We start from the raw sequence: 13,094 nt of genomic DNA on the forward strand, positions 1-13,094 counted from the left end.
GTTAGGGGCGGCCGCCCCTAATACCCCTCTGTGAAAGGATGAGTTTATGAGAAAACGAAACATTCAGATTATCACGCGCCTTAATAAAGACGAACACCAGCAATTCCAAAAGCGGGTTAAAAAATCAGGCTTGTCGCAGGAGGCGTATGTCCGTCATTTGATTAACGGCCTCGTCCCCACCGACGCGCCTCCCCCCGATTATTACTCCATGATGAGAGAGCTGCACGCCATCGGTACAAACCTCAATCAGATAGCGCAGAAAGCCCATGCGTTAGGTGCGATTGACACAAGGCGGTATGACGAGAACGCCGACCTGCTGCACAAAACCGTGGTTGAAATCACAAACGCCGTCATGCTTCCCCGGCGAATGGAATAATGGCCTACACCTCTATCTGGAGCGTTAAAGGCTGGCTTGGCAAGGTGGTGATTTACGCTGAAAATCCCGATAAGACCGAAAACCCCGCCTACTTTGAAAAACAGGGCATGACGGCGGAGCAGGCACAGGGGCTTTCGGATGTGATCGACTATGCCGCGCAGAGCCGAAAAACGGAGCTGACCGACGAGAGCGCCGAAATCCTCCGGCACTATGTCACAGGGATTAACTGTTCCCCCGAAACCGCCCGCGATGAGATGATGGCGGCAAAAAAGAAATTCGGCAAGGAGGACGGCGTTGTCGCCTATCACGGCATACAGTCCTTCGCTCCCGGCGAGATTGACCCGGATACCGCCCATGAAATCGGCGTAAAGCTGGCACGGCAGCTTTGGGGCGACAAATATCAGGTTCTCGTTACCACCCATTTGGATAAGGCCAGCCACCTCCACTCCCATTTTGTAGTCAACACCGTTTCGTGGGTGGACGGCATCCGCTATCACCGCACCGAACGGGATTACTACAATATGCAAATCGAATCCGACAAGCTCTGCCGGGAATACGGCCTTTCGGTGATTGAAGAACCAAAGCGCGGCAAATCCAAGCATTACGGCGAATGGCAGGCCGAAAAGAACAATAAGCCGACCTACCGCTCTTTGCTTAAAGCGGATGTTGACCTGGCGATTGCGCAGTCCATGACCGAACGGCAGTTTTGGGACGCCATCAAAAAGATGGGCTACCATGTGAAATACGGGCAGGACATCACCCTGCGCCCGGAGGGGAAGGATCGGGGCTTGAAGCTGCTGCGGAACTTTGGCGAGGATTACTCCATCGGCGGAATCCGCAAGCGGATATTGGCAAACACCCGCCCGCAGCGGCGAATTGTTCCGGCAGATCCGCCGCCGAAACAGCTTCGTTTTGTCGGAAAATTGAACAAGGCAAGACGGATTACAGGGCTTCGCGCCCTGTATTTTTCTTACCTGTATAAAATGGGCGTTCTGCCTAAGCACAGAGAACCGAACCCCAAGCGGGTATATTTCCTCTTCCGGGAGGACATCCGCTTCATCCAAAACATCTCACGGGAAACACGGCTGTTGGTGAAGCACGGCATTGACACCGCCGAGCAACTGGCCGCCCATAAGGACAGTCTGACGCAGCAGGTCATTTCTCTATCCTCTGCCCGAAAGCATCTGCGCTATCAGACTCGTAGCATCGGAGATGAGGGTAAACTGGCGGAGGTCAAAACCGAGATTGCCAGCCTGTCACAGCAGATTGCAGGGTTACGAAAGGAGGTGAGGCTATGTGAGGATATAGATAGGCGGTCTGTGGATATGAAAGAAAAAATCCGCATTGCCGCAGAAGAAGAAAAATCCAACGGAAAGGAGAGCAAACAACATGAATCAGTCAGGGGACGCCGCTGAACAGATTGTGCGCATGAGTTTGGAGGGCGTTGAGGTTGCCGCCAAAATTACAGGCTCGGCGGCAAAGGAAATCGCCACTTTCCTTGTGGCGGCATTGAAAAGCAAAGACAGCAAGCTGAAGCTAAAGGGCAAGGCGCGTATGACCTCCATGCTGAAATCCGGCAAGGCTTTGGAGATTTTTTCGGTCAAGGACAGCGATTTACAGAAATTTGCCCAGGGCGCAAAGCAGTACGGCATTGTCTACTGTGTTTTGCGGAACAGGAAAAACTCGCCGGACGGCTTGTGCGACATCATGGTGAAAGCCGATGATGCGCCGAGAATCAGCCGTTTGGTGGAACGCTTCAAATTTGCCACGGTAGACAAGGCGAAAATCGAAAGCACACTTGTCAAATCTCAAGCTGAAAAAGCGCAGGCCGCAGGACAGCCCACGCTGGACAAAAACGACACCGAGAAATTGCTGGACGATTTACTCGGAACCCCGGAGGGCAAGCCTGCGCCCGACACACCGGAAACCGTCAAAGCGGAGCCGGATAAAACCGCCGCACAGGAGGCTCCGGCAAAGCAAAACCCCGATGCGGCAAAGGCGGAGAAACCCCTTCCGTCCGAGCCTACCTCCGAGAGCAGAAGAAACTCCGCAAAGGGTACTTTGAGTAAGCCGTCTGTGAAAGAGGAAATCCGGGAAATCAGGGCGGCGAGGGCGAAGCAGGAGGCGGATGCACCGAAGCGGGATGAAAAGGCGGCTGCGGACAGGCCGAAATCGCAGACGACCACCCACAAGCAGCCGCAGCCCGGCGGTAAATCCAAATCGAAAAAACCGAAAGAGAGGGCTTAATTATGGCAAATTTTGATGATTTATTGACCAGCATCCCCACCGAGGAACCTGCGCCGCAGCTTTCTAAAGAGGAATATGCGGCGAAGAAAAAGGCCGAACGGGAGGAAGTGTTTGCGCAGTCCGACCAGACCGCCCTTGAGGTGGCGGGCGACGGCGGTAAATTTGCGCAGTTTCTTGACCTTCAGGCCCGCCTTGACCGTTACAGCGCAGTCAACGCCCTGCTGACCTTTGCAAAAGATCCGGGCGCTTCACGGCTTGGGAGCTTCGACTACTGGAAACGGCAGAATTGCTCCGTCAAGCCGGGACAGACGGCCATCGCCATTTTAGAGCCGCAAGAGTACACCAAAGATGACGGAACGCCGGGAATGGGATACGCTGTGCGCAAGGTGTTCGACATCTCACAGGTGGACACCCGCAAACTGAGAAACGCCCCGCCTCACCACTATACCGAACGTCAGATTTTGGGGGCGCTCATTTCCAAGTATCCGATGAAAATTATCGGAGTGGACGACTTGCCCGACAACCTTGGAGCAATGACCAGCCCCGATGGTGATATTCTCGTTCGCAAAGGCATGGAGTTTTCCGATACTTTCCGCGCCGTGGCATATGAGATGGCTGGCGCTGAGTTGGCTACCGATCCCCAATTGTCGCCGGAACAAGAATTTTGCGCCTATTCCGCAACCTATCTGCTTTGCAGGAAATACGGCGTAGAAACACGAGAGTTCAATTTTGACAAGGTGGGCGGCGTATTCGACGGCATGGACGCACAGGAAATCAAAGGCGAGCTTGCACAAATCCGCGACGCCGCCGAGAATATCTCCGGGCGCATGGAACGGCAACTTGAAGCGCAGCAAAGGACGGCGAAAAATCAGAATGTGAGGTAATGACCTATGAAAGAGGAAAAGCGTATTGTTGCTCTCGACGATTACGAGGAGGGTGCGGTCATTACTGCTTTGAACGATATGCGTAACAAGGAAATTGCGGAAGAAAATCCTACCGATTTCGTGGATGAGCTCATGCTCAAAATCCTGCACGCTCCTCTGAAGAAAGCGAGGGGGCGTGATGAGGCGAGATAGTCCAAAACAAACCCTTATCCTGGCGGCGTTCGGCTTAGTCCCAGTGGTATGGGCGGCTCTCCTTACCGCCCCCTCCGTGGCGGGAGGTCTGCCCGAAATTTTGCAAAACCTGACGGCGGCGTTAAACAATCCATTCAAAATACAGTGGTGCGGGGACAGCATAAAAGCTGTCCTCTTTTTTATTGCCGCCTATGGTATGGCAATCGGCATTTACCTTTCCACCCGGCGCAATACCCGCCCACGGGAGGAACACGGCAGCGCCAAATGGGGCGAGGCTGCCGTCATAAACCGCAAATATGCCGACAAGCGATTTTGCGAAAATAAGATTTTAACCCAAAATGTCCGAATCGGCTTTGATACACGGAAGCACCGCCGCAATCTCAATGTCCTTGTGTGCGGCGGTTCCGGCGCAGGCAAGACCCGTTTCTACTGCAAGCCCAACGCCATGAACTGCAACAGCAGCATGGTGATTTTAGACCCCAAGGGGGAAATCACCCGCGATACGGGGCATTTGCTCAAGGCGAAAGGCATGGAGGTCAAGGTGCTTGACCTTATCAATATGTGGCGTTCCCATTGCTACAACCCCTTTGTCTATCTCAAAGAGGACAACGATGCGCAAAGGCTTGTCACCAACCTGTTCAAAAGCACCACGCCCAAAGGGGCGCAGACCCAAGACCCGTTTTGGGATACGGCGGCATCCATGCTTCTGCTTGCCCTCGTCTTCTATCTGAAATACGAGGCCCCGCCCGATGAGCAGAATTTTCCGATGGTGATGGAAATGCTCCGGGCGGGTGAGGTGCGGGAAGATGACGACAGCTATCAATCGCCTCTTGACGAACTCTTTGACCGCCTGGAAATGCGAAGCCCAGACCACATCGCAGTCAAGTATTACCGCGACTATCGTTCCGGCAGTGCCAAAACCCTTAAATCCATTCAAATCACTCTGGCGGCGCGTCTTGAAAAGTTTAATCTTGAAAGCCTTGCCGCCCTCACCGCAACCGACGAACTGGATTTAGGGAGCATTGGCGAGAAAAAGACGGCGTTGTTCATCATCATTCCCGATAACGACAGCAGCTTTAACTTTCTCGTTTCCATTCTCTACACGCAACTCTTTCAGCAGCTCTTTTATTCCGCCGACCACAAGCACGGCGGCTCATTGCCCGTTCACGTCCATTTTCTGATGGACGAATTTGCCAACGTGAGCTTACCAGACGATTTCGACAAAATTTTGTCCGTCATGAGGTCACGTTCGGTTTCGGTATCCATTGTCCTGCAAAATATGGCTCAGCTAAAGGCTTTGTTCGAGAAACAATGGGAGTCCATCGTGGGTAACTGCGACGAATTTCTCTACCTGGGCGGAAATGAACAATCGACGCACAAATATGTTTCCGAGCTTCTTGGAAAAGAAACTTTGGACACAAACACTTATGGAAAATCCACAGGGCGTAACGGAAATTACAGCACAAACTACCAAATCAGCGGACGGGAACTCCTGACCCCTGACGAGGTGCGGATGCTCGATAACCGCTACGCCCTGCTATTCATACGCGGCGAACGCCCGATTTTGGATGACAAGTTTGACATCCTGCGTCATCCGAACGTAGGCGGTACGACGGACGGCAAGGCCGAGGCATTCCGTCACGGCGAAGTTACGGAATCGGTTGCTACCCTTGTTTTTGACGAGGACATTGACCCGGTGAGGCTGTCGGAAATCCAAATTACGGACAACGAAGCATATGAGCTTCTGTCCGAAGAAGATGTAGAAAATCTGTTTAACTAATAAGGAGGATGTATTCCATGAAGAAAAACAACAAATACAATAAATCCACCTATAAGCTGCCCATGACGGGCGGTGTTAAGAAAGGCTTTCGTGCCTATGCCTGCGCTGTGCTTGCCCTTGCGGTCATGATGAGTTTTGCCGTTCCCGCATTTGCGGCAAGCGACGACCCGATTCAAGTGGTCAACAACCTATCCGATTTCATTTTCGGCTTGATAAGGGCGATCGGCTTAATCCTGCTCGGCTTTGGTATCGTGCAGGTGGGCCTGTCGCTCAAAAGCCACGACCCGAGCCAGAGGGCGAACGGCTTTATGACGTTGGCAGGGGGCGTAATTATAACTTTTGCCAAAGAGATTTTGAATCTCATTACGGGAGCGTGAGCGCCATGCAGGAGTATATCGAAAAATGCGAGTGCTTCATTCATTCGCTCAAACAGGGTGAGAAAAATGTGCTGGCCGAAGCCACCATCATCAAACGCCTGGGCGACAACGACTATCTTTCCGACTACAACGGCGTGAAGTGCCACGCCATATTCAATCCCTTTGTCGGGCGCTACTATGTGGACGACAAATATGGTGTCATCCGGGAACCGGCAGCGCGGGAACAAGCCCGATAACCACAGAGCAAAGCGGGGCAAGTCAAAAAAGGCTTGCCCCGCAATTTTTTTGGAAAGGTGGTGGTCACTTGAACTGGATTATTGAAAACTTGGAAAACGCCTTAAACACTTGGAATCAGAAAATGGCTGAAATCTTTCAGCTTCTCACCCAAAGCCCCGAAACTTTCAAGGGCGGCGGGATATGGTCGGTTATCCTGAACATTCACAGCGCGGTACAGGCTATCGGTTTAGGCTTGCTTGTGCTGTTTTTCGTGATTGGCGTTATGAAAACCTGCGGCAGTTTTGCCGAGCTAAAACGCCCCGAAGTGGCAGTCAAAATGTTCGTGCGCTTTGCTTTGGCAAAAGCGGCAGTCACTTACGGCTTAGAACTGATGATGGCGTTGTTCCGCATTGTGCAGGGCTTGATTGCCCGGATCATGGCGGCGTCGGGTTTCTCCGGCGCAGAGGACACCATTCTGCCTGACAGCATTAAAACGGCCATTGAAAATACAGGCTTTTTCGACAGCATTCCGTTATGGGCAGTAACGCTCCTGGGTGGCTTGTTCATCACGGTACTGTCATTCATTATGATAATGAGCGTGTACGGGCGTTTTCTGAAACTCTATATGTATACTGCCCTCGCTCCCATTCCTCTTGCGGCTTTCGCGGGCGAACCCACGCAAAGCATGGGCAAGGCTTTTATCAAATCTTATGCCGCCGTCTGCTTAGAAGGTGCGATTATTGTGCTGGCCTGCGTTATTTTCAGCCAGTTTGCTTCGTCGCCCCCAGTAGTTGACCCTAATGCGGCGGCGGTAACACAGGTTTGGAGCTACACGGGCGAACTCATCTTCAATATGCTTGTGTTGGTGGGCGCGGTAAAAATGGCGGACAGATTAGTCCGTGAAATGCTTGGACTGTAACGATAGAACGATTGGAGGAAATTACAATGTCATATTACAACTCAAAGCCGTCCGGAGCGCCGCAGTCTGCGGAAGCACTGGCCGGGGAACTGAATAAATGCGTGGAATTGCAGGAAACCATGAAAGCCGTCAATGCCTATTGGCGCAAAGCAGGAACCTGTGTGGGAGCGCCGGGAATTACGGAAGCGCAGGCAAAGAGGCTGGACGAAAAAATCGCCACGACCAGATATTCATGGGAAAAACAACCCTTTTCCACCTATGACCTCACAAACAACAACAGCAAAATCAAGAGTCTGGAGAGCAAGGTTAAGGAAGCCGGTAAGGGCTTTGAGGGATGGGAGTTTCACGGCGGCCGCGCCGAAGCGAACACTGAGATCAACAGGCTTCAGCTATTTTTCGACGAACGCCCTGGCGAAAAGCAGCGTGCTGTTCTGAAAGCGAACGGTTTCAAATGGGCACCGTCACAGGATGCGTGGCAGCGGCAGCTCACCGACAACGCAATCTATTCGGCTGGACGTATTGACTTCATCGAGCCGTCCGATGGCCGGAGCGTTCGTGACCATCAGCCCAAAGCCCCTGCCCGTGATGACGGGGCGAGGTAGAAAGGAGCGGTATATGGAAGTAAAAATCAATAAAGAAATCCGCAACTACACCGAGAGTATGTTTTTCGGTTTGAGTTTGCGGCAATGTATCTTTTCCGTTCTTGCCCTCGGTGTTGCCGTGGGTATTTTTTTCGGGCTGCGCAGCCACCTCGGAACGGAAACCGTGTCGTGGGTATGTGTCCTCGGTGCGGCTCCTTTTGCGATGATGGGCTTCGTCACCTACCACGGCATGACGGCGGAACAGTTTGTGTGGGCATGGATTAAGTCTGAAATCCTTATGCCGAAGCATTTGACATTTAGGCCCACAAACATCTATCACGAAGCGGTGCGCCCGCTTTTTGAAAACCCCAAAAAGGAGGCGATGAAACGTGCTTAAAACACTCAAGATATGGTTTAATGAAAACCGTGAACGGTTCAAAGTGCCGAAAGGCGTACAGGAGGCTATTCCCGTCCATTCGATTTACGAGGACGGGATTTTTCTTGTCCGCAGGGGCGGTCTGTTCGGTGAAAACAAGTACAGCAAGACATTCCAGTTTACGGATATTAACTATGCCGTGGCTTCCCGGTCGGATAAAGAGAAGATGTTTCTCGACTACTCCGAACTGCTGAACTCCCTTGATTCCGGCGCAACGGCAAAGCTGACCATCCGCGCCCGCAGGCTTTCCAAAGCGGATTATGAGGCCAATATCCTTATCCCTATGGCGGACGATAATCTGGATAAATACCGCAAGGAACTCAATGCCATGCTGCTGGAAAAGGTCACGGAAAGCAACGCCATTGTCCTCGATAAAATGATTACCATTTCGGTGTGCAAGAAAAACATTGAGGAAGCGCGGGCGTACTTTATCCGCATCGGTGCGGATTTGGCTTCTCACTTCTCCCATCTCGGCTCAAAATGTGCAGAACTGGATGTGAACGAGCGGCTAAAAATCTTCCACGACTTCTACCGCCCCGGTGAGGAATCGTCCTTTCATTTTGATATGAGCGCGGCTATGCGGCGCGGCCATAGTTTTAAGGACTATATCTGCCCCGACAGCATGGAGTTTGACAAAGGGTTTTTCAAGGTGGGCGAACGCTACGGGCGCACCCTGTTCCTCAAGGAGTACGCTTCCTATATCAAAGACACTATGATAGCGGAGCTGACCGAACTCAACCAGAACATGACCCTTTCCATCGACATTCGCCCGGTTACGATGGAAGAAGCCGTCCGTGAGGTGGAGCGGCGCGTCCTCGGCGTGGAAACCAATATTACCAACTGGCAGCGCAGGCAAAACAGCAACAACAACTTTTCCGCCATCATTCCCTATGACATGGAACAGCAGCGGAAAGAAAGCCGGGAATTTCTCGACGATATCACGAGCCGGGATCAGCGCATGATGTTTGCCACGGTGACAATCGTGCATACCGCCGTCACAAAGGAACAGCTTGACGCGGACACCGAATCCCTGCTGTCCACGGCCCGAAAAAACCTGTGCCAGATTGCGCCGCTTACCTTCCAGCAGCTTGACGGATTGAACACCGTCCTGCCCTTCGGACACACGAAAATCCAAGCCGTCCGCACGCTCACCACAGAAAGCCTCGCCGTGCTTATGCCATTCAAGGTGCAGGAGGTTATGGACAGGGGCGGGATTTACTACGGGCAAAACGCCATTTCCCACAACCTTATTATGTGCTTAAAGGAATATCTGTTGAACCCAAACGCTTTTCGTTTGGGTGTTCCCGGAAGCGGCAAATCCTTTGGAGCAAAGATGGAGCTTGTAATGATTGCGCTGCTGTTCCCCGACGATGATATTTTGGTGTGCGATCCTGAGAATGAGTATGCGGCGCTCATAAAAGCCCTCGGCGGCGAGGTCATCCGAATTGCGGCGGGAAGCGACGACCATATCAATGCAATGGATATGGTGGAAGGCTACGGCGAGGGCAGCGACCCGGTAATCGACAAGAGCGAATTTGTCTGCTCCCTCTTTGAACAGCTTGATAAGAACGGCCTGCTGCCGGAGGAAAAATCCATCATTGACCGCTGCGTCCGCAATGTGTACGAGAATTATCAATCAGGCGGCAAGCTGCCGACCCTTGCGGTTTTGCGGGAGGATTTACTGGAACAGCCGGAAGCGGAGGCAAAACGCCTTGCTCTAAAAATGGAGCTTTTCACAAGTGGATCGCTCAATGCCTTTGCCCACAAAACCAACGTGGATGTGCGTAACCGCCTGATTGACTACAACATCATGGACTTGGGGAGCCAGCTCAAAACGATGGGTTTACTGGTTATCACCGACGCCATGATTAACCGGGTGACCGACAACTGGCGGCACAGCAAGCGGACGCATATCTTTCTGGATGAGTTTCATGTCGTTTTTGAAAATGAGTACAGCGGAACTTTTTTCAATTCCGCTTGGCGCAGATTCAGAAAGCGCAACGCTTATCCTACGGGCATCACACAGAACGTCGAGTACCTGCTTGATTCCGTTTTGGCAAGCACCATGCTGTCCAACAGCGAGTTTATCGTCATGCACAATCAGGCTGCCAGCGACCGCGACAAGCTGGCGCAGCTTCTCAATATTTCAAGCGAGCAGATGAGCTATATCACCAACGCCCGGGAGGGCGAGGGCTTAATCCGTATCGGCAATGCGATTGTCCCGTTCGTCAACAGATTTCCCAAAGATACGGAACTCTACAAGCTGATGACGACAAAACCGAGGGAAACTCAAATCGGCTGATTTTCAAAGTAGGCAGACCGCCGCAAACGGTCTGCCTGCATCTTTTTTATCTGGGATTCAAATGAAGAAAAAGTTTGGAGGTGAATCAAGTGGCTAAAATCAAAACCCGCGATACGATGAAAGATATCAAGGTGTTTGACCGCTCCGCCAATATGGGCAAGCACATGAAAAATGCTTTTGTCGGATCCAAAAATGCGGTGGAATCCGCAGACAGGCAATCCGAGCAGACACAGGACACAGAACAGCACACCCCCTCTGAGTACGCTTCTGACAATATGACCTCCGGGGCGAGAAATGTTGCGGAGCGGACGGTGCGGGGATTATGGAAAAACCCCGTTAAAAGGGCTTCCGAGAATATGCATAAAACACAGGAAAACTTTGGGGGGGCCAAGCGGCAGGTTCAGAATATCAAAAATGCCGTTAAGAAATCTCCTGCGGATTTGCCGAAGAAAGAAATGGTGAAGCGGACGCAGGCCACCACGCAGCGTACCATTTTCCGTACCCGGCAGGCGGCTGATACTTCCATCAAGGCGGTAGGGTCATCGGGTAAGACTATCAAGCAGGCGGCCCACGATACGGAGAAGACTATAAAAACAGCTTCCAAAACCATCAAAAAAGCAACGAACTCGGTACAGAAAGGCATCAAGACCACCGAGCGCACCGCAAAAGTTACCGTAAAAACCGCACAGCAGACCGCAAAAGTTACGCAGAGAGCATCTCAAACCGCAGCAAAAGCGGCAAAGGCGGCGTCACAAGCCTCCAGAGCGGCGGCAAAAGCCGCAGTTCAAACAGCCAAAGTCGCCGTTAAGGTCACAATTTCCACCGTCAAGGCGATTATTGCCGCTACAAAGGCGCTCATCTCCGCGATTGCGGCGGGCGGTTGGATTGCCGTGGTGATTATCCTGGTAATTTGCATGATCGGCTTGCTTTTCGGCTCCGTTTTTGGGGTTTTCTTCTCCGGCGAAGACTCCGGCAACGGCTTTACCATGCCGATGGCGATACAGGAAATCAATCAAGAGTATGCCGACAGGATGGAGGAAATCCGAAACAGCAATCCCCATGACGATGTGAAATTATCCGATTCCCGTGCCGAGTGGAAAGGAATCTTGTCGGTTTACGCCGTCAAGGTGAACACCGACCTCGAAAGCGCCCAGGATGTCGCTACGATGGATGATGAGAAAAAGGAGCTTTTGCGTTCTGTCTTTTGGGATATGAATATCCTTGACTACTGCACCGAAACAGAAGAAGTTACGGAAGTAATAGTTGAGGGCGACGGCGAGGACTTGATTTCCACCGAGCATACCGTCACCAAAACCATTTTATATATTACCGTTTCCTCCAAGAACGCAGCGGAAATGGCGGAGCAATACGGATTTTCGGTACAGCAAAAAGCGCAGCTTGCCGAATTGCTCTCCGATGAATACGCCGACCTGTGGAGCGCCGTTCTCTATGGAATCCACAACGGCAGCGATGATATTGTGGCGGTTGCCGTGTCGCAGATAGGGAATGTGAACGGAGAACCCTATTGGAGTTGGTATGGATTCGATGACCGTGTGGAATGGTGCGCAGCTTTTGTTTCGTGGTGCGTCAATGAGTGCGGCTATATCGACGCGGGGCTTATTCCAAGGTTTGCAGGCTGCCAGTCGCAGGGTATCCCGTGGTTCCAAGAACGGGGACTGTGGCAGGAGCCGGGTTATATACCTGCTCCCGGTGACATCATATTCTTTGATTGGGAACAGGACGGCATCTCCGACCATGTGGGGATCGTCGAGTATGTTGATGGCGAGATCGTCCACACCGTTGAGGGCAATACGAATAACTCTGTTGCCCGCCGCAGTTACAGACTCGATAACAGTGATATTTGCGGCTACGGAACTCCTATGTATTAAGATAGATGCAAGAAAACAGCGGAAGAAATAATGAAAAACTTCTTCCGCTGCCGTTACTGTGCTTTAGCATGTTTCAAGCGCCTTGCCGGTTGAAACAAAAAACCACCCGCTCTGTGAAGTAATAACCTGTAAGTAGACAGGAAAACCACTGTTTATTTATGGCTTATACTTTTAACAGGGAACGTAACCGCATTTTAACGGATACCGGTTGGTACATCTGTTTAGAGTACGGTGGTAAATGAGGGAAAATAGGCGCGTCGCGTTGATCCCCACCAGCCAGTCGGCCTTGGAGCGGCAAAGTGCGGACTGATGCAACCTGTCGAGTCGTATCCCGATTTCAGATCGGCAAAGCCTTGCCGGATGGCTTCATCCTCCATGAAGAAAATCCAGAGCCGTTTCATCGGCTTAGAACAGCTTCGCCCTCACCGGAATGAGTTACATAGGATGACGGCATGTCGTAACTAGAGCGAATGGCCTTTTTCTGTTTCCAAATCTTCATGGAATTCAGGTCCATGATTTTCCGATTCACCGCCTTAATGGCGTTCACCTAGTCGATGAGTCGTAGGTTCCCCGTAGCAGGGCGCTGATTTCTTTGGCATGAGTGGTTCGGCTGTCCACCATCGTCAGCAAGATGCCGTCTCATGCCCTTGTCTTGGCCCTTCCTGAAAAGCTGATATCTCATGTATTCTTTTACTGAAGTTGCCATCTGTCAGCTGATATGAATCCACTGTGTTTAGTTAACACTAAAAATATTATTGTAACATTACTATAACAAAATCTCAGGATCAAGGAATAAATAGGTTAAAGTAAGTAAAATAATTGAGAATATTGTTTAATTATTGTTGAATAGTGTTAAAATTTTGATAAACTAAAGTATCAGCTTAATAAATCTCTA

The 13,094-nt window shown here is 51.4% G+C and carries 13 protein-coding genes and 2 pseudogenes; 13 read left to right on the forward strand and 2 right to left on the reverse strand.

Features of this window, described 5'->3' with window-relative positions:
• Positions 1-46 precede the first annotated feature (46 nt).
• The 13 genes from VXK30_RS00885 to VXK30_RS00945 all read left to right on the forward strand — a co-directional run bounded on the left by VXK30_RS00885 (position 47) and on the right by VXK30_RS00945 (position 12,199).
• Complete coding sequence (locus VXK30_RS00885; protein ID WP_275714801.1) at positions 47-376, forward strand: plasmid mobilization protein; 330 nt, start codon at positions 47-49, stop codon at positions 374-376.
• Positions 376-1,791, forward strand: a complete 1,416-nt coding sequence (locus tag VXK30_RS00890) for a relaxase/mobilization nuclease domain-containing protein (protein ID WP_275714799.1) — start codon at positions 376-378, stop codon at positions 1,789-1,791. Before VXK30_RS00885 ends, VXK30_RS00890 begins: the two co-directional genes overlap by 1 nt.
• Positions 1,766-2,623: a PcfB family protein gene (locus tag VXK30_RS00895; protein ID WP_275714797.1), complete on the forward strand. Its 858-nt coding sequence runs from the start codon at positions 1,766-1,768 to the stop codon at positions 2,621-2,623. The genes VXK30_RS00890 and VXK30_RS00895 overlap by 26 nt, the downstream gene beginning before the upstream one ends.
• A gap of 2 nt (positions 2,624-2,625) precedes the next feature.
• Positions 2,626-3,507, forward strand: coding sequence for a hypothetical protein (locus VXK30_RS00900; protein WP_275714795.1), 882 nt, complete (start codon positions 2,626-2,628; stop codon positions 3,505-3,507).
• A 6-nt stretch (positions 3,508-3,513) separates the two neighbouring features.
• Positions 3,514-3,699, forward strand: a complete 186-nt coding sequence (locus tag VXK30_RS00905) for a hypothetical protein (protein ID WP_275714793.1) — start codon at positions 3,514-3,516, stop codon at positions 3,697-3,699.
• Positions 3,686-5,479, forward strand: coding sequence for a VirD4-like conjugal transfer protein, CD1115 family (locus VXK30_RS00910; protein ID WP_275714791.1), 1,794 nt, complete (start codon positions 3,686-3,688; stop codon positions 5,477-5,479). The genes VXK30_RS00905 and VXK30_RS00910 overlap by 14 nt, the downstream gene beginning before the upstream one ends.
• A gap of 8 nt (positions 5,480-5,487) precedes the next feature.
• Positions 5,488-5,856, forward strand: coding sequence for a TrbC/VirB2 family protein (locus VXK30_RS00915; RefSeq protein ID WP_275714789.1), 369 nt, complete (start codon positions 5,488-5,490; stop codon positions 5,854-5,856).
• A 5-nt stretch (positions 5,857-5,861) separates the two neighbouring features.
• Entirely contained in the window at positions 5,862-6,092 is a 231-nt protein-coding gene (locus VXK30_RS00920; protein WP_275714787.1) for a hypothetical protein, read from the forward strand.
• Positions 6,093-6,214: 122 nt separating this feature from the next.
• On the forward strand, positions 6,215-6,991 hold the full coding sequence (locus VXK30_RS00925) for a hypothetical protein (protein WP_275715170.1): 777 nt from the start codon (positions 6,215-6,217) through the stop codon (positions 6,989-6,991).
• A gap of 26 nt (positions 6,992-7,017) precedes the next feature.
• Entirely contained in the window at positions 7,018-7,593 is a 576-nt protein-coding gene (locus VXK30_RS00930) for a hypothetical protein (RefSeq protein WP_275714785.1), read from the forward strand.
• A 13-nt stretch (positions 7,594-7,606) separates the two neighbouring features.
• The gene (locus VXK30_RS00935) at positions 7,607-7,969 is read left to right on the forward strand and encodes a PrgI family protein (RefSeq protein ID WP_275714783.1); all 363 of its coding nucleotides are present in this window, start codon (positions 7,607-7,609) and stop codon (positions 7,967-7,969) included.
• Entirely contained in the window at positions 7,962-10,310 is a 2,349-nt protein-coding gene (locus tag VXK30_RS00940) for a VirB4-like conjugal transfer ATPase, CD1110 family (RefSeq protein WP_275714781.1), read from the forward strand. The genes VXK30_RS00935 and VXK30_RS00940 overlap by 8 nt, the downstream gene beginning before the upstream one ends.
• An 89-nt stretch (positions 10,311-10,399) precedes the next feature.
• Positions 10,400-12,199, forward strand: a complete 1,800-nt coding sequence (locus tag VXK30_RS00945; RefSeq protein ID WP_275714779.1) for a CHAP domain-containing protein — start codon at positions 10,400-10,402, stop codon at positions 12,197-12,199.
• 219 nt (positions 12,200-12,418) lie between these two features.
• Here the strand turns inward: VXK30_RS00945 and VXK30_RS00950 are convergent.
• Together VXK30_RS00950 and VXK30_RS00955 are read right to left on the reverse strand one after the other, a co-directional pair.
• Positions 12,419-12,612: pseudogene (locus tag VXK30_RS00950) on the reverse strand (hypothetical protein); the annotation flags it as partial.
• Positions 12,613-12,745: 133 nt separating this feature from the next.
• A pseudogene (locus tag VXK30_RS00955) lies at positions 12,746-12,838 on the reverse strand (ParA family protein); the annotation flags it as partial.
• Positions 12,839-13,094 lie beyond the last annotated feature (256 nt).

It is taken from the genome of Caproiciproducens sp. CPB-2 (genome assembly GCF_036287215.1).
In the GTDB taxonomy this organism is placed as follows: Bacteria; Bacillota; Clostridia; order Oscillospirales; family Acutalibacteraceae; genus Caproiciproducens.

Coding starts and splice junctions, on each gene's coding strand:
- VXK30_RS00920 (WP_275714787.1), top strand. CDS start 5,862: ATGCAGGAGTATATCGAAAAATGCGAGTGCTTCATTCATTCGCTCAAA.
- VXK30_RS00890 (WP_275714799.1), top strand. CDS start 376: ATGGCCTACACCTCTATCTGGAGCGTTAAAGGCTGGCTTGGCAAGGTG.
- VXK30_RS00900 (WP_275714795.1), top strand. CDS start 2,626: ATGGCAAATTTTGATGATTTATTGACCAGCATCCCCACCGAGGAACCT.
- VXK30_RS00925 (WP_275715170.1), top strand. CDS start 6,215: ATGGCTGAAATCTTTCAGCTTCTCACCCAAAGCCCCGAAACTTTCAAG.
- VXK30_RS00915 (WP_275714789.1), top strand. CDS start 5,488: ATGTATTCCATGAAGAAAAACAACAAATACAATAAATCCACCTATAAG.
- VXK30_RS00930 (WP_275714785.1), top strand. CDS start 7,018: ATGTCATATTACAACTCAAAGCCGTCCGGAGCGCCGCAGTCTGCGGAA.
- VXK30_RS00905 (WP_275714793.1), top strand. CDS start 3,514: ATGAAAGAGGAAAAGCGTATTGTTGCTCTCGACGATTACGAGGAGGGT.
- VXK30_RS00885 (WP_275714801.1), top strand. CDS start 47: ATGAGAAAACGAAACATTCAGATTATCACGCGCCTTAATAAAGACGAA.
- VXK30_RS00935 (WP_275714783.1), top strand. CDS start 7,607: ATGGAAGTAAAAATCAATAAAGAAATCCGCAACTACACCGAGAGTATG.
- VXK30_RS00895 (WP_275714797.1), top strand. CDS start 1,766: ATGAATCAGTCAGGGGACGCCGCTGAACAGATTGTGCGCATGAGTTTG.
- VXK30_RS00910 (WP_275714791.1), top strand. CDS start 3,686: ATGAGGCGAGATAGTCCAAAACAAACCCTTATCCTGGCGGCGTTCGGC.